Consider the following 18,661-nt stretch of genomic DNA (forward strand, 5'->3'; position numbering starts at 1 on the left):
CCGGGCTACGAGCGCGCACAGCGCGCGACCCGCTCCTGCTCTTCCTTCTTCATTCCGCGGTTGCGGTGCACGGAACCTGTCCGTGGCCGGGCGGATGGGTTGCGCAGGGGCGTGAGCCGCATGGATGCGGCGACCGAGCTTACAGGGACGTACTTGCAGCGTCCCCTGCGCAGCCCATCCGCCCGGCCAACCCCATGAAACCAACCGCACAAGCGCGAGGGGCTCAGCCGTTGGCCGAAACCCTTACAGCGGCCGTGCCGGATCCACCAACCCATACTGGCTGGCCATCCGCGCCAACGCGATGTTGTCGTGGATTCCCATCTTCTCGAACAACCGCGCCTTGTGCGTGTTGACCGTCTTCGCGCTCAGGCTCAGACGGCGGGCGATGTCTTCCTGGCGCAGGCCCTGGGTCAGCAGCAATGCCACTTCCAGCTCACGCGGCGACAGGTTGTCGAACGGCGAGCCGTTGCCTTCCACGGTGGACAACGCCAGGTTCTGCGCGATGCTCGTGCCCAGGTAACGCCGTCCGGCGGCCACGTCACGCACCGCGCGCAGCAGTTCCTGTGCATCGCAGCCCTTGCCGATGTAACCGGCAGCGCCCGCTTCGAGCAGGCGCTTGGGCAGCGGACCGTCCTCCAGCACCGACACGATCACCACCCGCGTGCTGCGGTGGCCACGGACGATGCGCTCGGTCACTTCCATTCCGCTCACCCCGGGCAGATGCAGATCACACAGCACCACGTCCGGTTGCAGCTGGCGGATCGCGGGCAGCGCGTCTTCGCCGGTCTCGGCCTCGCCCACCACTTCAATGTCGGTTTCACTCGACAGTATCATCTTCATCCCGGTGCGGACCAACGCGTGGTCATCCACCAGGTAGACTCGAATCGTCATTCACGTACCTCTTCGAATGCGGCCAATACGGGTCAACCTAGGCAGGAGCACCTGACCACTGCAAGCGCGGATGTTGCGCAATTCCGGCGTTCTGCCTTGCGCATCACATTCTTCACGCACTGATCGTGCCCCTTGCCCTGCAGAACCCGTTACAACGAAACAACCCGTCCCTCAGGTAGACGCCCTTGGGAGGGCATCCACGTCACTCCCCTTGCGTGATCGCTTCGCTGGCCGTCGCTGGCGGCGAACCGTGCCGTCGCCATGGATGACGGCGGCTGAACATGACCAGATAGCACCCTACCACCCAAACCAGCGCGGCACACCATCCGGCCAGAATGTCCGAGGGGTAATGCACCCCCAGATAGACCCGGGAAACGCTTACCAGCAGGCTGAACGACGGCGCCAACAGCAGCACCGGCCAGCGCCAGCGGGTATTCCAGGCCAGCAGCACCAGGGTGACCGCCAGGGTCATCGAGCCCATCGCGTGGCCGCTGGGGAAACTGAACGTGGATTCCGGCGCGATCGATTCCCACAGGCTGGGCCGGTCGCGCTGGAAGAAGTGCTTGCTGCCCATGTTCAGCAGCGCCGACCCGACGAAGCTCACGGCCACGAAGGTCGCTTCACGCCAACGCCGGTGCCAGGCCAATGCGCCGACAATCAGCACGTCGGCCGGGATCAGGAACCACTCGTAACCCAGTTTCGACAGCAGCACGAAGATGCGGTCCAGCCACGGCGAATGCAGGCCGTGCATCTGCCACAGCAGCGGCGCATCGAAGTGGAAGGACTCGAACTCGTGCACTTCGTCGGCCAGGGCGACGAATCCGGCCAGCGGCAGCAGCACACCGGCAAACAGCAACAGCAGCCGCCAGGCATTGCGCGCCATCCAGTGGCGGAAACCGGAGGCTGGCTCCGGCGCAGCGAGGATCGTCGGCTTACCCGGCGCTTCGGACATAGGTGCGTTCAACGTAATCATCGATCAGGGCGACGAATTCCTGGGCGATGTTCTCGCCACGCAGGGTCACCTTCTTCTCGCCATCCACGAACACCGGTGCCGACGGTGCTTCGCCGGTACCCGGCAGCGAGATGCCGATGTTGGCATGCCGCGACTCACCCGGCCCGTTGACCACGCAGCCCATCACCGCCAGGGTCATGTTCTCCGCACCCGGATGCTGGATCTTCCACAGCGGCATCTTTTCGCGCACGTGTGTCTGCACCACCTTGGCCAGCTCCTGGAAGAACTCCGAGGTGGTTCGGCCGCAGCCTGGGCAGGCCGTGACCAGTGGGGTGAAGGCGCGCTGGCCGGTGGTCTGCAGCAGTTCCTGGGCAACAATCACTTCCTGCGTACGCGACTGGCCCGGTTCGGGCGTCAGCGAAATGCGGATGGTGTCGCCGATGCCTTCCTGCAGCAGCACGCTCAGCGCCGCCGCCGAGGCGACGATGCCCTTGCTGCCGATACCGGCTTCGGTCAGGCCCAGGTGCAGGGCGAAGTCCGAACGCTGGGCCAGGTCGCGGTAGACCGCGATCAGTTCCTGCACGCCGCTGACCTTGGCCGAAAGGATGATGCGGTCGCGCGGCAGGCCGATGTCCACGGCCTGCTCGGCCGAATCCAGCGCGGAACGGATCAGCGCCTCGCGCAGCACGCGGCCGGCGTCCCAGGGCTGTTCGCGATGGTTGTTCTCGTCCATCAGCTTCGCCGCCAGGGCCTGGTCCAGCGAGCCCCAGTTGGCGCCGATGCGCACCGGCTTGTTGTAGCGGATGGCGAACTCGATCAGCTGGGCGAACTGCAGGTCCTTCTTCTTGCCGAAGCCCACGTTGCCCGGGTTGATGCGGTACTTGGCCAGCGCTTCGGCACAGGCCGGTTCGGCCGTCAGCAGCTGATGGCCGTTGTAATGGAAGTCGCCGATCAGCGGTACATCGATGCCCATCATCGCCAGCTTGTCGACGATGCGCGGGATCGCTGCGGCCGCTTCGACCGTATTGACGGTCAGGCGCACCATTTCCGAACCGGCGCGCCAGAGCTCGGCGACCTGCTTCACGCTGGACGCCACGTCGGAGGTGTCGGTATTGGTCATCGACTGCACCACCACCGGCTTGCCACCGCCCACGGTGACTCCACCAATCTGGACCGATTGGGTCAGGCGACGGGGCCAGGCAGTGGCATCGGAGGGCGCTGTAGGGCGGGTGACGGCGTCATGCATGCGGGCATTCTAACGCTCGCTCCGACCTTGCGGGTGTGTCGCATTCAGGCGGCAGTGCGGCTGCGGCCGATTGTCGCAGGCAGGCGTCCCTGCGAACGCATACGATGGGCGCGAATGACCGGTCCCGACGCCCCGTTTCTCCGAACCCTGTGCAGCCTGCGCTGGTTGGCCGTGGCTGGCCAGGCGGCCACCATCCTGGTCGCCACCTGGGTGCTGGGACTGCCCTTGCCGCAACTGCCGTTGTGGTCAGGCGTGGCCGTGCTTGCCGTGTTCAACCTGTATACGCAGCTGCGGCCGGAGCCGGCCGATACCGCGCCGCTGACCGCCTTCGGCCACATCCTGGTTGACGTGATCATCCTCACCTGGATGGTCAGCTGGAGCGGCGGCATCGCCAATCCGTTCGGCTCGCTGTTCCTGATCCTGATCGCCCTGGCCGCGTTCGCCCTGCCCCTGCGCTGGGCCCTGGCCGTAGCCAGCGCCTGCCTGCTCGGCTATGCCGCCAGCGGACTGTTCGGCCAGCCGCTGCCGGCCGGCTACTTCAACGCGCTGGACCTCAATCGCTGGGGCGTGATCGCCACCTTCCTGCTGTCCGCTGCGGTGGTGCTGATCTTCTCCACCCGGCTGGCGATCGCCCTGCGCGAGCGCGAGCTGGAACTGTCGGCGCTGCGCGAACGCTTCGCGCGCAACGAAGGCATCGTCGCCCTGGCCACGCATGCGGCCTCGGTGGCGCACGAACTGAACACGCCGCTGGCGACGATGACCCTGCTTGCCGACGACGTGGCCGAGCGCAGCGAAGAGCCGGAAGTACGCGAGGACATGGAGACCCTGCGCGAGCTGCTGGTGCAGTGCCGCGAGCGCGTGCTGGCACTGGCCGCGCCGGCCTCCAACGACCGCCCCGGCCGCGCCCACTCCACGGCCCAGCAGGTGCTGGAGCAGTGGCGGCTGGTGCGCCCGACCATCGACCTGCATCGCAACGACGACGCACCGCTGCGCCTGCCGCTGGACCCGGGCGTCGGCCACCTGCTGATGGTGCTGCTGAACAATGCTGCCGATGCCGGCGAGCAGGCTGGACGACCGCGCGTTGACCTCAGCCTGCGCATCGAAGGCGACGACCTGATCGGCGAAGTACGCGATTACGGCCATGGCTTCGATGCCCGCGCCGCCGTCCTGCCGGGCAAGCTGTTCGGCAGCAGCAAGAGTGAAGGCATGGGCGTCGGGCTTGCCCTGTCCCATGCCACCATCGAACGCCTGGACGGCGAGATGTGGATGCGCCCGGCCCAAGGGGCCGGTAGCCGCGTCGGCTTCCGCCTGCCGTTGGCCCCCCGCGAGGAATGACCATGACTGCTTCTACCCTCGGCCTGCTGGTCGACGACGACGAACTCTACCTGCGCACGCTGCAGCGCAGCCTGGCCCGCAAAGGGCTGGAGACGCAGACCGCACAGGATGCTGCCAGCGCACTGGCATTGGCGCGCCAGCATCCGCCAGCGTTCGCACTGATCGATCTGAAGCTGGGCAGCGATTCCGGCCTGGCGCTGATCCAGCCGCTGCGCGCGCTGCGTGCGGACATGCGGATCCTGCTGGTGACCGGCTATGCCAGCATCGCCACCGCGGTGGAGGCGATCAAGCTCGGCGCCGACGACTACCTGCCCAAGCCGTCGACGGTGCCGATGATCCTGCGCGCGCTGGGCGAAGAAGACGATGGCCCGGCCGATGACGGCGAGATGGAAGTGCCCGATGCGATGACCCCGATCAGTCGCCTGCAGTGGGAGCACATCCAGCAGGCGATGCATGAAACCGGCGGCAATGTGTCGGCGGCGGCGCGCCTGCTCGGCATGCACCGGCGTTCGCTGCAGCGCAAGCTGGCCAAGCGGCCGAGCCCGGAGCGCGATCCGAGCCGGTGAGGCGGCGTCGTATCCGCCGGGCATGGCCCGGCGCTACCGGCGTAACGAAGGGTAGCGCCGGGCCATGCCCGGCGGCATTCCCCGCCCGCGTCAGCCCTTCAGCTGGGCCAGCAGCTCACGGGTCAGCGGATCATTGACCTCGACATCCTCACCCTGCAGAGCGGGCAGCAGGCCGCTGGCCAGCTGCTTGCCCAGTTCGACACCGAACTGGTCGAAAGCGTTGATGTTCCAGATCACCGACTGCACGTACACCGCGTGTTCGTACATCGCGATCAAGGCGCCCAGCGCCTGCGGGGTCAGCGCGTCGAGCAGGATCATCGTGCTCGGGCGGCCACCCGGGTAATCGCGGTGCGGATCGTCGCTGCCCTGGCCGTTGGCCAGCGCTTCGGTCTGCGCCAGCAGGTTGGCCATCAACGCCTGGTGGTTGACCGTATACGGATCGTCGTTGTGCACGCAGCCGATGAAATCGGCCGGAATGATGCTGGTGCCCTGGTGCAGGGCCTGGAAGAAGCTGTGCTGCACGTCGGTGCCGGCACCGCCCCACCACACCGGCACGGTGTCGGTGGTGACCGGCTGGCCATCGCGCTGCACGCGCTTGCCCAGGCTTTCCATCACCAGCTGCTGCAGGTACGCCGGCAGCAGCGCCAGGCGCTGGTCGTAGGTCATCACCGCGTGCGTGGCATGGCCCAGCAGATTGCGGTTCCAGATGTCGGTCAGGCCGTGCAGCACCGGCAGGTTGCGCTCCAGCGGCGCGTCCAGTGCATGCGCATCCATTTGCGCGGCACCTTCCAGCAACTGCTCGAAGCGCTCGAAGCCGATGGCCAGTGCGATCGGGAAACCGACGGCCGACCACAGCGAATAGCGACCGCCCACCCAGTCCCACATCGGCAGCACGCGATCGGCGGCAATGGCGAAGGCCTTGGCGGCGCGTTCCGGATTGGCGCTGACCGCGTACAGGCGTTCGCTGCCACCCAGCCAATCGTGCAGGATCTGGCCGTTGAGCAGGGTTTCCTGGGTACCAAAGGTCTTGGAAATGAGGATGCCGGCGGTCTTCGCCGGATCCAGCGTGGCCAGCGTGCGCTGCATGGCGGCGCCGTCCACGTTCGACACGAAATGCACGCGCAGGCGTGCACCCGTGACCGGACGCAGCGCGTCGGCGACCAGGCGCGGACCGAGATCGGAACCGCCGATACCGACGCTGACCACATCGGTCACGCCACTGTCTTCCAGCGCGCGCACCAGCACACCCATGCGCTGGCGGATGCCGCGCGCGGTGGCATAGGCCTCGGCCGCCACCGGCGCATCGACCACATCACCGCGCAGCGCGGTATGCAGCGCGGCGCGGCCTTCGGTCAGGTTGACCTGCTCGCCACGGAACAGGCGCGTGATCGCGCCGCCGACATCACGTTCGGCAGCCAGGGCCAACAGCGCCTGCAACGCCGCGGCATCGTATTTCTGCCGGGCGAAGTTGACATACAACGGACCGACCCGCAGCGCCAGGTCCTGCACACGGCCGGGTTCGGCGGCGAGCAGGTTGGGAATGCTTGCGCCCTTCAGGCGCTGGGCGTGGGAATGCAGCGAGTCGAATCCGTTGTTCGTTGTCATGCGGCCTGGGTCGGGATCGTGTCGTTGGTGTGGGAGATCTGGTTGTTGCCATCAACGTACACCAGCTTCGGCTTGAAGCTGTCGGCTTCCTGCTCGGTCATGCTGGCGAAGGCGGCAATGATGATGATGTCACCGACCTGCACGTGGCGCGCGGCGCCACCGTTGAGCGAGACGATGCCGCTGCCGGCTTCGGCGCGGATCGCATAGGTCGAGAAGCGCGCACCGTTGGTCACGTCCCAGATGTGCACCTGCTCGAATTCACGGATGCCAGTGGCGGCCAGCAGGTTGTCATCGATGGCGATCGAGCCTTCGTAGTTCAGCTCGGAATGGGTGACGATGGCGCGGTGGATCTTGGTCTTGAGCAGGGACAGGTGCATGGGGGCGCTGCAACGGCAAAGGAAAGAGCGGATTCTAGCACCCGCTTGGCCGTCATCAGGGGGCTGCGACGGGACGCTGAAGACCGTTCAGGCGCCCTCGACCGGTAGCGCTGACGGGGCATGCCCGAAGGCGCCCTGCAGCGACAGGCCGAACACCGTATGGAAGGCCAGCCCGGCGACCAGGCCGAAGCCGCCCGCGGCCAGCACCGACAGGCCGTAGCTGATCACGTCGAAGGTATCGACATAGCGCAGGCGCTGCAGCAGCGGACCATTGTCCGCGCCCGGCCAGGCACAGGTCGCCATGGCCAGCGCGCCCAGACCGAACCCCACGAGCAGGAAGGCGGTCCGGCGCAGACGCCGCTGGGACTGCAGGATCAGCGCCATCGGCAGCAACACCGCGATGGCGTTGCACACGCCCAGCACGAACATCAGCGCACCGCCGGTGAGTGCCGGTACGGGCGTACGCGCGAAGTCGAGCGCGAACAACAGGCCGCCCATCAGCTGGGCAGGCACCATGCCGGCGGCCAGTACCGCCAGGACCGAGGCCCGGGCAAGACGGCCGGTAGTGGTGGGGGTATTCATTTCCGGTCTCCCGTCCATGGGAAGGTGAGAGGCGCCCGCTGCGGGCGCCCCTGAGCCGCATGCGGCTCAGAACTCCAGGTTGTCGATCAACCGGGTGGTGCCCAGGCGGGCGGCGATCAGGGCCACGCGGCCACCGCCATCAAAGGTCGGTTCGGCCAGCTCCGGGGTGCGCAGCACCGCGTAATCCACCTGGAAGCCGGCCGCCTGCAGCGCAGCGACGGCGTCGGCCTCGATGCGTTCACGGTCGTGCCCGGCGACATAACCTTCGCGCATGCCCAGCAGGGTGCGATGAAGGGTGGTCGCCAAGGGGCGCTGCTCGGCGCTGAGGTACTGGTTGCGCGAGCTCTTGGCCAGGCCATCCTCATCCCGCACGATCTCGGCACCGACGATCTGGATCGGGAACGACAGCTCGACCACCATCTGCTTGATGACCGCCAGCTGCTGGTAGTCCTTGCGACCGAACACGGCCACGTCCGGCTGCACCTGCAGGAACAGCCGCGCCACTACCGTGCACACGCCATCGAAATGGCCCGGGCGGCTGGCGCCTTCCAGCACTTCACTGACGCCCGGCGCATGCATCTGCGTGGTCTTGTCCACGCCCAGCGGGTACATCGCTTCGACGCTGGGCAGCCACACCGCATCGCAGCCCACCTGCTCCAGCCCGGCCACATCGGCTTCGGGGGTGCGCGGATAGCGGCTGAAATCCTCGTTCGGCCCGAACTGCGTCGGGTTGACGAAGATGCTCGCCACGACCTTGTCGGCGTACTGCTTTGCCAGGGTGATCAGCGCATGGTGCCCGCCATGCAGGTTGCCCATGGTCGGCACCAGCGCCACGCGCAGGCCCTCGCCCTTCCATTGCGCGATCTGCGCGCGCAGTGCACCGAGTTCGTTGAAGGTCTGGATCATTGGGCGTACGCGTGCTCTTCGTCGGGGAAGCTGCCATCGCGCACGGCATCGGCGTAGGCGCGGGTGGCACCGGCCACCGAGCCACCTTCGACCAGGAAGTCCTTGACGAACTTCGGACGACGGTGGCCACTGTCCAGGCCAAGGAAGTCGTGCAGCACCAGCACCTGGCCATCGCACTGCGGGCCAGCACCGATACCGATGGTCGGCACGGGAACGGCAGCGGTGACGGCAGCGGCAACCGGCGTCGGCACGCATTCGAGCACCATGATGCTGGCGCCCGCCTCGGCAACGGCCTTGGCGTCTTCCACCAGCTGGCGCGCGGCATCGCCACGGCCCTGGATCTTGAAGCCGCCCAGGCGCAGCACCGACTGCGGGGTCAGGCCCAGGTGCGAGCAGACCGGAATCTCACGCTCGACCAGGTAACGGATGATGTCGACCTTGAAGCCGGCACCTTCGATCTTGACCATCTCCGCGCCTGCCTGCAGCAGCTGCAGCGAAGCATCCAGCGCGCGTTCCGGGGTGGCATCGGCGCCAAACGGCAGGTCGGCGATCAGCAGCGCACGCTGCAGCACGCGGGCGACCGCGCGGGTGTGGTAGACCATGTCGGCGACGGTCACCGGCAGGGTCGAATCGTGGCCCTGCACGACCATGCCCAGCGAATCGCCGATCAGGATCAGGTCGACACCGTTGGCATCGAACGTGCGGGCGAAGCCTGCGTCGTAGGCGGTCAACATGACCAGCTTCTGGCCATTGCGCTTGGCCTCGGCCAGGGCGGGAACGGTCCAGGGCTTGCTGTCTGCGTGGGTGCTCATGTGCTGATAACCGGGGGAGATAACCCGGGCATTATCACCCTAACGGCGCGATCCCGCAGGCATCCACCCGCATCACTGCATCCCGCACGCGGCCATGGCCGGGAATGGCCAGATCGGCGGCGATTTCGGCCAACGGCACCAACACGAACGCCCGCTCGTGCAGGTAGGGATGCGGCACTTTCAGCTCGGGCAGGTCCAGCACCTGCTCGCCGAACAGCAGCAGGTCCAGATCCAGCGCACGCGGGCCCCAGTGCACGGCAGGGTCGCGTACGCGGCCGAAGCGCTGCTCCAGCGCGAGCATGGCCTGCAGCAATGCGACAGCGGACAGGTCAGTGTCGACCGAGGCCACCGCATTGACGAAGGGCGGCTGGTCCTCGTTGCCCCATGCCGGCGTCGCGTACAACCGCGACGCCTGCGTCAGCCGGGTTCCGGGCAGATCGCCCAGCGCGGCAATGGCCGCGCGGACGGTGTTGGCTGCGTCGCCCAGATTGGCGCCCAGCCCGATCCAGGCACCGGTCATGGATTACTCGGCAGCACCGGCAGCTGCGCCGTCTGGACGACGACGGCGGCGACGACGCTTGCGCGGCGCCCCACCCTCCTCATCACCGGCCTCGCTGTGCAGCGAATCCAGCGACGAATCCAGCTCATGCCCGGACTGCGCCTGCGCTTCGCGCCAGAACGCGACGTCGGCTTCGTGCTCTGCCGATGCCACCTGGCGCAGGGCCAGGAAATCGAAGGCGGCACGGAAACGGGGGTGGCTGAGCGTGCGCATCACGCGCTTGCGCTGGCGCGAACTGAAGCGCGCCTGCAGCAGCCAGATCTCCTGCATCGGCAGCGAGAAACGGCGCGGCAATGCGATGGTGCTCAACTGCTGCACGGTGACGCGGTCGGCGGCGCGACGCTGCGCCTCTTCCGGTGCCACGCCCTGCTTGAGCAGGGTTGCCTGCGCGCGGCAATAGGCCGGCCACAGCAACAGCGCGAACAGGAACGCCGGCGACACGGGCTCGTCGTTGGCCACGCGTGCATCGGTGTTGGCCAGGCCCTCGATCAGCATGCGGCGCAGCGCGCCGGTACGGTTCGACTTCAGCGCCTTGGCGCTTTCCGGGAACAACACGTCGAACAGGCCATAGCGTTCCAGTCCTTCGAAGCTGGCCACGCCGTGCCCGGACAGGAACAGCTTCAGGACTTCTTCGAACAGGCGCGCCGGTGCGGCTTCATTGAGCAGGCCGGCCAGCTGCGGGATCGGTGCAGCGGTGCCCTCTTCGATCTGGAAGCCGAGCTTGGCCGCCAGGCGGACCGCACGCAGCATGCGCACCGGGTCTTCCTGGTAGCGCTGCACCGGGTCGCCGATGAGCTTCATCAGGCGTGCCTGCACGTCTTCGAAGCCGCCGGTGTAGTCACGCACCGAGAAGTCCTCGATGGCGTAGTACAGGGCATTGCAGGTGAAGTCGCGGCGGATGGCGTCGTCTTCGATGCTGCCGTACACGTTGTCGCGCACGAGCATGCCGTTTTCCATCTCGCGGTCGCCGCTGCCGTCATCGATGTTGGCACGGAAGGTGGCGACTTCGATGATCTCGCGGCCGAACACAACATGGGCCAGGCGGAAACGGCGGCCGATCAGGCGGCAGTTGCGGAACAACTGCTTGACCTGTTCGGGCGTGGCATCGGTGGCCACGTCGAAATCCTTGGGTTGGCCATTGACCAGCAGATCGCGCACCGCGCCGCCGACAAGGTAGGCGCCGAAGCCGGCATCGCGCAGTCGATAAAGCACGCGCAAAGCGTTCGGGCTGATGTCCTTGCGGGAGATCGTGTGCTGGTCGCGCGGGATGACGCGCAGGCTGAACGGTGATGTAGCAGAGGAAATGATGTTGGCGCTTCCGGTTGAAGTTTCGGGATTGCCCAATGGCATCGAGGTGCATATACTAGCGCTCCTGCACCGGCAGCGACACACTGCTCCCTTCGTCTAGTGGTTAGGACGTGGCCCTCTCAAGGCTAAAACAGGGGTTCGAGTCCCCTAGGGAGCACCAGTCGCCGCAGCAGGAACCGAAAAAGCCCGCCTTGTGCGGGCTTTTCTGTTTTCCGGAATCGTGTCGCCGACTGGGCTGGTCGCTTGAGCGCCTCCCTGCTACCGGCTTGAGCCGGTGGGGTCACCCAGGGCAGGACACGCCGTGAACCCATCCATGGGGTCTCGATGGCGCCTTGCTCGCGTGCGCTGTCCTGCGCACTCGGCAAGACCTGGGCTGGGCGTCCTGCCCAGCCCGTCCGGCGCATGCGCCTAACCCTTGGCGCCAACGGTCCTGCCCTGGGTGACCCCACCGACTCTGGACGGTTTCCCGCGAGCCGCGGCAGCAACCGACCAGCGCTTCGCCGCGTCCGCACGCACCATGAAACTGTCAGGAGGGGGCAGGCCGCCCNNGAGAGGGCGGCCTGCCCCCTCCCCCACGTAGCAGGGAGGCGCGAACGGATCGCTCCGAAGCCGAAGCGCGTCAGCCTTCCATCTGCTCCAGCTCTTTGCCCTTGGTCTCGCGCACGTAGCGGACGACGAAGATGATCGAGAGGATCGCGGCGACGGTGTAGATGCCGTACGCACCGGCCAGGCCGATGCCGGCCAGCAGCATCGGGAAGGTCACGGTGATCGCAAAATTCGACGTCCACTGCGCAGCACCGGCCACCGCCAACGCTGGGCCGCGGATCTGGTTCGGGAACATCTCGCCCAGCATCACCCACATCACCGGGCCCCAGGACATGTTGAAGAACACCACGTAGACGTTGGCCGCTACCAGCGCCAACCGGCCCATGCCGTCGGACAGCTGCAGGCGACCATCGGCCAGGCTGCCACTGGCGAAGGCGACCACCATCAGCGCCAGCGCCACCGACATGCCGACCGAACCGACCCACAGCAGCGGCTTGCGGCCAATGCGATCGATCAGCACTACCGTCAGCAGGCAGGCGCCGATGCTCAGCGCACCGGACAATACGTTGATCAGCAGCGCGTCACTTTCCGAGAAACCCACCGCCTGCCACAGCACGGCGCCGTAATAGAACACCACATTGATGCCGACCAGCTGCTGGAACATCGCCAGTCCGATGCCGACCCAGACGATGGGACGCAGCTTACCGGTGGCCTTGTTGAGCAGGTCGCCGAAACGCGGCTTGTGCTGGTCCTGAGCCAGGCTCGCTTCGATCTCGGCCTGCTTGTTCACCGCGGCACGCTCACCGTACAACCGCCCAAGCACCGCCCTCGCCTGCGCCTGCCGGCCCTTCATCACCAGGAAGCGCGGACTTTCCGGGATCACCAGCAACAACAGCAGGAACAGCAGCGACGGCAGCGCCTGCATCCAGAACATCCAGCGCCATGCCTCCTGCCCCAGCCAGAGCGGCTCGGTCGAGGCGCCCGCCGCCCGGGCCAGCAGATAGTTGCTGAGGAACGCCGCGAACAGGCCGCAGATGATCGCCATCTGCTGCACGGTCGCCAGCCGGCCGCGATAGCGTGCCGACGCGACTTCGGCGATGTAGGCCGGCGACATCACGCTGGCCGCACCGACGGCGAATCCGCCGAGCACGCGCGCGCAGACGAACAACCAGGACGCATGTGCGGCGCCGGCGCCCAGCGCCGACACCAGAAACATCACGGCCGCCCCGATCAGCACGCCACGACGTCCCAGCCGATCACCCAGCCAGCCGGCTGCGAACGCGCCGATCGCGCACCCCAGCAGCATCGAGGCCACCTCGAAGCCAAGCGCGGCCTCGCTGGAGTTGAAGGCCTGGCGCAGACCGTCGACGGTGCCATTGATGACGCCACTATCGAAGCCGAACAGGAAACCACCAAGAGTGGCGGCGCAACTGATCAGGACGATGAAGGCCGTGTTCTCACCGCCATTGGAGGCGGCACCGGGCTGGACTGGCGACATGAAGGATCCTGCAAAGGAAGGGGGCCGACCGAAGCGGGCCGGCGGCCTTGGCAGCGTCGCACAGGGCGGGCATGCCGCCAAATGGGCATTAGGGGCGCCAATCTGCCCCACTTTCACACGGCAACCGACACCGGGGGCCAACCTGTTCTAGAATTGGCAGGTTCAGAAAGCGATTCGCCCCCTACCCATGCCCTTTGTCGTCACCGAAAACTGCATCAAGTGCAAACACACCGATTGCGTGGAAGTGTGCCCCGTGGATTGCTTCCACGAAGGCCCGAACTTCCTGGTGATCGACCCGGACGAGTGCATTGACTGCACCCTCTGCGAGCCCGAGTGCCCGGTCAACGCGATCTTCCCGGAAGACGATGTTCCCGCTGGCCAGGAAGGTTTCGTCGCCCTCAATGCAGAACTGGCGAAGGAGTGGCCGGTACTGACCGTGCGCAAGGACCCGCCGGCCGATGCCGGTGAGTGGGACGGCAAGCCGGACAAGCTGAAGCTGCTGGAGCGCTGAGGCGCCGGCAGCATGGCCTTGGTAGCTGCCAACCTTGGTTGGCACACAAGCGCCGACCAATGTCGGCCTCTACCACGGCAGGTACCAACCGGCTGGCAATGAAAAGGGCGCCCAGGGCGCCCTTTTCCGTTCTTGCCTTGGTAGCTGCCAACCTTGGTTGGCACAAAGCGCCGACCAAGGTCAGCCTCTACCGCGCAGGCACGAACCCGCAGGTCCGCACCCACCGGACCGGCCGTTACGGGGCCAGCTTCGCCTTCAGTGCGGCAATCAGCTTCACCGGCGCTGCGGCGGTGGCCGGCAGGCCACGCGGGTCGACTGCGGAGATATACGCACCGGCGTCGACGGCGACCACGCGGACCAGGAAGTTGCTGCCTTCATAGGCCACGTCGTACGAGCCCAGCAGCTGCGCGCGGGTGGCGATGGTCAGACCTTCCACGCCTTCCAGCGCGGTACCGACCTTGGCGAAGGCGTCTTCCTTGGTGCCGGCAATGGTGAAGCCGGTGGCGCTGACCGCCGGAGCGGCGGCGGCCGGAGCGGCCGGCTTGGTTGCCGAGCTCAGGGTCGGCACCTGGTTGTTGCCGGCGCCTGCCGGCAGGTTCAGGTCCGGCGGCACTTCCAGCGGACGCACTTCCGGGGCCAGGGCGTAGTCGCCCTTGACGCCACGCTTGAAGCAACCGGTGGTGCCGGCAGCAGTGGCGACGGCAAGGAGCGCGAAGGACAGCACGCGAACGGCGGAAACGGATTGGCGCATGTGAATCTCCTGGATCAGACCAAGACGGAAGGTCAGTGGCTGGAAAGGGCTTCGAGGGCGGCGATATCGCCGGCGAGATGGTCGGCGGCAGGCGTGTGTGCAGCCGAAAGCGGCAGCAGTGGCAGGCGCAGATCATGACCGATGCCGATCCGACGCAACAGCGCCTTGACCGGAATCGGGTTGGATTCGACACCGCAGAAGTCGTGGAACGGCTGCAGGCGCGCATCCCAGGATTCGACGGCTTCATGGTCACGGGCAGCGGCCAGGTCGCACATCCGGCGGTAGGCGCCGGGCAGCACGTTGGAGCCGACCGAGATCAGGCCGTCCATGCCGGCCTGGATCGAACGTGCGGCAGTGCCGTCATCGCCGGTGAGCACGGCGAAGGTCGGGCTGCGCAGGTCCAGCAGCGCGCGTACGCGGCCGGTATCACCCACCGCTTCCTTGATGCCGACGATGTTCGGATGGCTGGCGAGCTCGGCCACGGTCTCCGGCAGCATGTCGCAGCCGGTACGGCCGGGCACGTTGTACAGCACCACCGGCAATCCGGCCTGGTCAGCGACCGCGCGGTAATGCGCGATCAGGCCAGCCTGGGTCGGCCGCACGTACGGCGGGGTGACCACCAGCGCGTGGGTGGCACCGAGCGCGGCGGCGCGGCGGGTCTGCTCGATGGTCTTGGCGGTGCCGGACAGGCCGGTGCCGGCCAGGACCGGAACGCGGCCGGCGATGCGTTCGACCGCGCTGGCCAGCAGCTGGTCGTACTCCGCATCGGACAGGGTGGCTGCCTCGCCGGTGGAGCCGGCAACGACAACGCCTTGGACGCCGCCCTCCAGCTGCAGGTGCAGCAGGCGCTGCCAACCGTCGGGGTCGAGTGCACCGTCGGCCCGGAAGGGGGTCGCCAGCGCGGTGATGAGGCCGGAAAGGGACAAGGACGTGCTGCTCTTGGCTGGGGAGGGAAAACGCCCGCCACGAAAGGCCGGGGGCGATCTGAATGTTACTTGCGGCGCGAAAGCACGGGCAAGTATGCTGGACACCGGTGGATCCCCGCCTCTGGCGGGCATTCAGACTAACGCATGCATTACCCGGAATCGCCTTGACCGACACCACCCCGCGCCCAGCGCCGAGCGAAAACCACCTCCTGATCAACGCCTATACGACGCATCCGGAGTCCCCCCTGTTGTCCGTCACCCGTCGCATCGCCGACAGCGGGTGCAATCTGGTGGATGCACGTCTGGCCACCGTGGGCCGCGATGTCTCGGTGACCGCGCTGGCCACCGGCTCCTGGGATTCGGTCGCCAAGCTGGAAGCGATGCTGACCCGGCTTGAGCGCGAGGAAGGCCTGAAGCTGGTCTGGTACCGCACCGAAGCCAAGCAGGCGCAGTCCAACCTGCTGCCGTACATCGTCGAGGTGATCGCCGCCGACAAGCCGGGCATCCTGTTCCAGCTGGCCGATTTCTTCGATCGCCAGGGCATCACCATCGAGACCCTGCAGAGCACGCGTTACCGCGCCATGCAGACCGGTGCGGAAATGTTCAGCGCACAGGTCACCATCGGCGTGCCGGCCAACATGCACATCGCTGCCCTGCGCGACGATTTCCTCGAGTTCTGCGACCACTTGAACCTGGACGCGATCATGGACCCGATGAAGTTCTGATTGAAACCCGGATTTTTCGCGCGCTCCTCACGGGCGCGTGGCGTTTCATGCAATTGTCGTAGAAAGAACCCAGGCTCGACAGAAGGACCTCATGAACAACGGCGATACCCTGGACAGCACCACCCTCTCCCTGCCGCTGGCCCTGTCCGGCGGCGCCCAGGCCACCCTCGGCGATTACGCCGGCCAGTGGCTGGTGCTGTACTTCTACCCCAAGGACAGCACCCCGGGCTGCACCACCGAGGGCATCGACTTCAACGCACTGCTGCCCGACTTCACGAAGGCGGGCGCGGTCGTGCTTGGCGTCTCCCGCGACTCGGTGAAGTCCCACGACAACTTCTGTGCCAAGCAGGGCTTCGCGTTCCCGCTGGTCAGTGATGCCGATGAAGCGCTGTGCACCGCCTTCGACGTCATCAAGATGAAGAACATGTACGGCAAACAGGTACGTGGCATCGAGCGCAGCACCTTCCTGATTTCCCCCGACAGCCGCATCGTGCAGTCATGGCGCAAGGTCAAGGTCGCCGGCCATGCCGACGCCGTGCTTGCCGAACTGAAGGCCCATCCCTCCAAGTGAGTCCCATCGCCCACTTTGTCCGCCACCACCCTGCCCTGCAGCAGGTCGTGGTGGTTTTTCCCTGTCCGTAACCAGGAACCGATGATGACCCGAGGCAAGCGCATCTACGTGCTGGATACCAACGTGCTGATGCACGATCCCACCGCGCTGTTCAAATTCGAGGAGCACGATGTCTACCTGCCCATGCAGGTGATCGAGGAGCTGGACAACGGCAAGAAGGGCACGACCGAAGCGAGCCGCAATGCGCGCCAGGTCAGCCGCTTCCTCAACGAGCTGGTACAGGCTTCGGGCCTGGACAACCTGGCCGAGGGCATTCCGCTGCAGCGGCCGCAGGGCCTGCAGCTGCGTGGCAAGCAGAGCGTGGGCAAGCTGCGCTTCCAGACCAGCCATTTCGACGCGGGCAAGAGCTTTGGCAAGGTCATCCCGGACAACGCCATCCTCGGCGCGATCCTGGCACTGAAGGAAGAAACGCCGGAAATTCCGGTGGTGTTCGTCTCCAAGGACATCAACCTGCGGATCAAGGCGGCCATCGCCGGCATCGTTTCGGAAGACTACGAAAACGACCGTGCTCTGGACGATTTCAGCCTGCTCTACACCGGCGCCACCGAGCTGCCGGAAGACTTCTGGAAGCGCCACGGCGACGATCTGCGCAGCTGGAGCGACAAGGGCCGCACCCACTACGAAGTCCTCGCCCAGGACGGCGAAGAGTGGTACCCGAACCAGTACGTCTACCTGCCGGGCGAAGACGAAGTCGAGCTGCGTGTCAGCAAGATCGTCGGCGATGGCAAGGTGGTGTTGTCCCTGGTCGATGACTTCCGCCACGGCAGCCACGCCGTGTGGGGCATCAGCGCGCGCAACCGCGAGCAGAACTTCGCGCTCAACGCACTGATGGACCCGGAAATCGACTTCGTCACCCTGCTCGGCACCGCCGGCACCGGCAAGACCCTGCTGGCGCTGGCCGCCGGCCTGGCGCAGACAATGGACCAGCAGCGCTACCGCGAGATCATCATGACCCGCGCCACGGTCAGCGTCGGCGAGGACATCGGCTTCCTGCCCGGTACCGAGGAAGAGAAGATGACGCCGTGGATGGGCGCGTTGACCGACAACCTGGAAGTGCTGACGCACAACCAGGAAGGCGGCACGTGGGGCCGCCAGGCGACCAACGATCTGCTCGCCAGCCGCATCAAGATCCGCTCGATGAACTTCATGCGCGGCCGTACGTTCCTGTCGCGTTACCTGATTCTGGACGAGGCGCAGAACCTGACGCCCAAGCAGATGAAGACGTTGATCACCCGTGCCGGCCCCGGCACCAAGATCGTCTGCCTGGGCAACGTCGAACAGATCGACACCCCCTACCTGACCGAAACCACGTCGGGCCTGACCTATGCGGTGGACCGCTTCAAGAACTGGCCGCACAGCGCGCACATCACGCTGCGTCGTGGTGAACGCTCGCGGCTGGCCGATTACGCGTCGGAGGTGTTGTGAACCGTTGCACCCGCCTGCTGCTGCCATCGATGGCGGTCGCCATTACCACGCTGCTCGGTGCCTGCGCGACCACGCAGGGACCGGCCAGCGTGCCGACCACCGAACGCAGCGGCCAGTCCTGGGTGGTCACCCGCCCGATCATCGCCGCGCAGGTGCTCGACACCTGCTCGCGCCCCAGCCCCGGCCGCGAGGCCGGGCGGGTCAGCGGCTACTGGGCACCGAGCCGGCAGCAGGTGGACCAGCTGGAAGCGAAGCTGGCATCGCTGGAAACGCAGGTGCCGCATGTCATGGATTTCGACCGCCAGTATGTGGGCATCGAACTGGACGGAAAGCGGGTGATCTACATCAACGCGTTCCACCTGCCTGAAGACAACAGTCTGCGGCCCGCCCGCGAAGCGGTGCGGGTCTGCGATGGTGGCGCGCAGTTCTGGGGCGCGGTCTTCGATCCGGCCAGCGGCACCTTCAACGAGCTGCAGTTCAACGGCGGCTTCGGCGGGCCCTGAGGGCCT

Annotated in this window: 20 protein-coding genes and 1 tRNA gene; 8 read left to right on the plus strand and 13 right to left on the minus strand. The window is 66.6% G+C overall.

The window, feature by feature from the left end:
- Positions 1-243: 243 nt before the first annotated feature.
- The 3 genes from H3005_RS10360 to ispG all read right to left on the minus strand — a co-directional run bounded on the left by H3005_RS10360 (position 244) and on the right by ispG (position 3,089).
- Entirely contained in the window at positions 244-891 is a 648-nt protein-coding gene (locus tag H3005_RS10360; RefSeq protein WP_025878804.1) for a response regulator, read from the minus strand.
- A gap of 202 nt (positions 892-1,093) precedes the next feature.
- Positions 1,094-1,843, minus strand: coding sequence for a phosphatase PAP2 family protein (locus tag H3005_RS10365; RefSeq protein ID WP_089240345.1), 750 nt, complete (start codon positions 1,841-1,843; stop codon positions 1,094-1,096).
- Complete coding sequence (gene ispG, locus H3005_RS10370) at positions 1,824-3,089, minus strand: flavodoxin-dependent (E)-4-hydroxy-3-methylbut-2-enyl-diphosphate synthase (protein ID WP_089240343.1); 1,266 nt, start codon at positions 3,087-3,089, stop codon at positions 1,824-1,826. Before ispG ends, H3005_RS10365 begins: the two co-directional genes overlap by 20 nt.
- 114 nt (positions 3,090-3,203) lie before the next feature.
- Here ispG and H3005_RS10375 point away from each other — a divergent pair, with 114 nt between their 5' ends.
- Entirely contained in the window at positions 3,204-4,424 is a 1,221-nt protein-coding gene (locus H3005_RS10375) for an ATP-binding protein (RefSeq protein ID WP_089240341.1), read from the plus strand.
- The gene (locus tag H3005_RS10380; RefSeq protein WP_032952096.1) at positions 4,421-4,990 is read left to right on the plus strand and encodes a response regulator transcription factor; all 570 of its coding nucleotides are present in this window, start codon (positions 4,421-4,423) and stop codon (positions 4,988-4,990) included. Before H3005_RS10375 ends, H3005_RS10380 begins: the two co-directional genes overlap by 4 nt.
- Before the next feature lie 90 nt (positions 4,991-5,080).
- Here the strand turns inward: H3005_RS10380 and pgi are convergent, their stop codons facing one another.
- The 7 genes from pgi to pcnB all read right to left on the minus strand — a co-directional run bounded on the left by pgi (position 5,081) and on the right by pcnB (position 11,175).
- Positions 5,081-6,595 (minus strand): glucose-6-phosphate isomerase, encoded by a 1,515-nt coding sequence (gene pgi / locus H3005_RS10385; RefSeq protein ID WP_191078114.1) that lies wholly within the window; start codon positions 6,593-6,595, stop codon positions 5,081-5,083.
- Entirely contained in the window at positions 6,592-6,972 is a 381-nt protein-coding gene (panD, locus tag H3005_RS10390; RefSeq protein ID WP_191078115.1) for an aspartate 1-decarboxylase, read from the minus strand. The genes pgi and panD overlap by 4 nt, the downstream gene beginning before the upstream one ends.
- Before the next feature lie 87 nt (positions 6,973-7,059).
- A complete protein-coding gene (locus H3005_RS10395; protein ID WP_191078116.1) occupies positions 7,060-7,554 on the minus strand; it encodes a hypothetical protein in 495 nt (164 codons plus the stop codon).
- Positions 7,555-7,620: 66 nt separating this feature from the next.
- Positions 7,621-8,460, minus strand: a complete 840-nt coding sequence (gene panC, locus H3005_RS10400) for a pantoate--beta-alanine ligase (protein WP_191078117.1) — start codon at positions 8,458-8,460, stop codon at positions 7,621-7,623.
- Positions 8,457-9,272 carry a 3-methyl-2-oxobutanoate hydroxymethyltransferase gene (gene panB, locus H3005_RS10405; RefSeq protein WP_191078118.1) on the minus strand — a complete coding sequence of 272 codons (816 nt, stop codon included), beginning with the start codon at positions 9,270-9,272 and terminating at the stop codon, positions 8,457-8,459. The genes panC and panB overlap by 4 nt, the downstream gene beginning before the upstream one ends.
- Before the next feature lie 34 nt (positions 9,273-9,306).
- The gene (gene folK / locus H3005_RS10410; RefSeq protein ID WP_089240329.1) at positions 9,307-9,792 is read right to left on the minus strand and encodes a 2-amino-4-hydroxy-6-hydroxymethyldihydropteridine diphosphokinase; all 486 of its coding nucleotides are present in this window, start codon (positions 9,790-9,792) and stop codon (positions 9,307-9,309) included.
- A 3-nt stretch (positions 9,793-9,795) separates the two neighbouring features.
- Complete coding sequence (pcnB, locus tag H3005_RS10415) at positions 9,796-11,175, minus strand: polynucleotide adenylyltransferase PcnB (RefSeq protein ID WP_100552174.1); 1,380 nt, start codon at positions 11,173-11,175, stop codon at positions 9,796-9,798.
- Positions 11,176-11,224: 49 nt separating this feature from the next.
- On the opposite strand from pcnB, the gene H3005_RS10420 reads away from it, so the two are divergent.
- Positions 11,225-11,299, plus strand: a tRNA-Glu gene (locus tag H3005_RS10420).
- A gap of 459 nt (positions 11,300-11,758) precedes the next feature.
- Here H3005_RS10420 and H3005_RS10425 read toward each other — a convergent pair.
- Positions 11,759-13,183 carry a sugar porter family MFS transporter gene (locus tag H3005_RS10425; protein ID WP_191078119.1) on the minus strand — a complete coding sequence of 475 codons (1,425 nt, stop codon included), beginning with the start codon at positions 13,181-13,183 and terminating at the stop codon, positions 11,759-11,761.
- Positions 13,184-13,370: 187 nt separating this feature from the next.
- On the opposite strand from H3005_RS10425, the gene fdxA reads away from it, so the two are divergent.
- Positions 13,371-13,694 (plus strand): ferredoxin FdxA, encoded by a 324-nt coding sequence (fdxA, locus tag H3005_RS10430; protein ID WP_005409054.1) that lies wholly within the window; start codon positions 13,371-13,373, stop codon positions 13,692-13,694.
- A 235-nt stretch (positions 13,695-13,929) separates the two neighbouring features.
- Here fdxA and H3005_RS10435 read toward each other — a convergent pair whose 3' ends face one another.
- Entirely contained in the window at positions 13,930-14,445 is a 516-nt protein-coding gene (locus H3005_RS10435; RefSeq protein ID WP_100552172.1) for a hypothetical protein, read from the minus strand.
- 32 nt (positions 14,446-14,477) lie between these two features.
- The gene (gene dapA / locus H3005_RS10440) at positions 14,478-15,371 is read right to left on the minus strand and encodes a 4-hydroxy-tetrahydrodipicolinate synthase (protein ID WP_191078120.1); all 894 of its coding nucleotides are present in this window, start codon (positions 15,369-15,371) and stop codon (positions 14,478-14,480) included.
- Positions 15,372-15,535: 164 nt separating this feature from the next.
- Between dapA and H3005_RS10445 the strand changes: the two genes are divergently transcribed.
- The 4 genes from H3005_RS10445 to H3005_RS10460 all read left to right on the plus strand — a co-directional run bounded on the left by H3005_RS10445 (position 15,536) and on the right by H3005_RS10460 (position 18,655).
- Positions 15,536-16,096 (plus strand): glycine cleavage system protein R, encoded by a 561-nt coding sequence (locus H3005_RS10445; RefSeq protein WP_025879444.1) that lies wholly within the window; start codon positions 15,536-15,538, stop codon positions 16,094-16,096.
- A 91-nt stretch (positions 16,097-16,187) separates the two neighbouring features.
- Positions 16,188-16,667 carry a peroxiredoxin gene (locus H3005_RS10450; RefSeq protein ID WP_191078121.1) on the plus strand — a complete coding sequence of 160 codons (480 nt, stop codon included), beginning with the start codon at positions 16,188-16,190 and terminating at the stop codon, positions 16,665-16,667.
- A gap of 84 nt (positions 16,668-16,751) precedes the next feature.
- The gene (locus H3005_RS10455) at positions 16,752-18,152 is read left to right on the plus strand and encodes a PhoH family protein (RefSeq protein WP_100552169.1); all 1,401 of its coding nucleotides are present in this window, start codon (positions 16,752-16,754) and stop codon (positions 18,150-18,152) included.
- On the plus strand, positions 18,149-18,655 hold the full coding sequence (locus H3005_RS10460) for a hypothetical protein (RefSeq protein ID WP_191078122.1): 507 nt from the start codon (positions 18,149-18,151) through the stop codon (positions 18,653-18,655). Before H3005_RS10455 ends, H3005_RS10460 begins: the two co-directional genes overlap by 4 nt.
- Positions 18,656-18,661 lie beyond the last annotated feature (6 nt).

Source organism: Stenotrophomonas sp. Br8 (genome assembly GCF_014763005.1).
Taxonomy (GTDB): Bacteria; Pseudomonadota; Gammaproteobacteria; order Xanthomonadales; family Xanthomonadaceae; genus Stenotrophomonas; species Stenotrophomonas lactitubi.

Excerpts from the sequence above, each read along its gene's own strand:
- H3005_RS10425 (WP_191078119.1), bottom strand. The coding sequence starts at position 13,183 with ATGTCGCCAGTCCAGCCCGGTGCCGCCTCCAATGGCGGTGAGAACACG.
- H3005_RS10455 (WP_100552169.1), top strand. The coding sequence starts at position 16,752 with ATGACCCGAGGCAAGCGCATCTACGTGCTGGATACCAACGTGCTGATG.
- H3005_RS10375 (WP_089240341.1), top strand. The coding sequence starts at position 3,204 with ATGACCGGTCCCGACGCCCCGTTTCTCCGAACCCTGTGCAGCCTGCGC.
- folK (WP_089240329.1), bottom strand. The coding sequence starts at position 9,792 with ATGACCGGTGCCTGGATCGGGCTGGGCGCCAATCTGGGCGACGCAGCC.
- panB (WP_191078118.1), bottom strand. The coding sequence starts at position 9,272 with ATGAGCACCCACGCAGACAGCAAGCCCTGGACCGTTCCCGCCCTGGCC.
- panC (WP_191078117.1), bottom strand. The coding sequence starts at position 8,460 with ATGATCCAGACCTTCAACGAACTCGGTGCACTGCGCGCGCAGATCGCG.
- ispG (WP_089240343.1), bottom strand. The coding sequence starts at position 3,089 with ATGCATGACGCCGTCACCCGCCCTACAGCGCCCTCCGATGCCACTGCC.
- fdxA (WP_005409054.1), top strand. The coding sequence starts at position 13,371 with ATGCCCTTTGTCGTCACCGAAAACTGCATCAAGTGCAAACACACCGAT.
- H3005_RS10380 (WP_032952096.1), top strand. The coding sequence starts at position 4,421 with ATGACCATGACTGCTTCTACCCTCGGCCTGCTGGTCGACGACGACGAA.
- pgi (WP_191078114.1), bottom strand. The coding sequence starts at position 6,595 with ATGACAACGAACAACGGATTCGACTCGCTGCATTCCCACGCCCAGCGC.
- H3005_RS10450 (WP_191078121.1), top strand. The coding sequence starts at position 16,188 with ATGAACAACGGCGATACCCTGGACAGCACCACCCTCTCCCTGCCGCTG.
- H3005_RS10395 (WP_191078116.1), bottom strand. The coding sequence starts at position 7,554 with ATGAATACCCCCACCACTACCGGCCGTCTTGCCCGGGCCTCGGTCCTG.
- H3005_RS10435 (WP_100552172.1), bottom strand. The coding sequence starts at position 14,445 with ATGCGCCAATCCGTTTCCGCCGTTCGCGTGCTGTCCTTCGCGCTCCTT.
- panD (WP_191078115.1), bottom strand. The coding sequence starts at position 6,972 with ATGCACCTGTCCCTGCTCAAGACCAAGATCCACCGCGCCATCGTCACC.
- H3005_RS10365 (WP_089240345.1), bottom strand. The coding sequence starts at position 1,843 with ATGTCCGAAGCGCCGGGTAAGCCGACGATCCTCGCTGCGCCGGAGCCA.
- H3005_RS10360 (WP_025878804.1), bottom strand. The coding sequence starts at position 891 with ATGACGATTCGAGTCTACCTGGTGGATGACCACGCGTTGGTCCGCACC.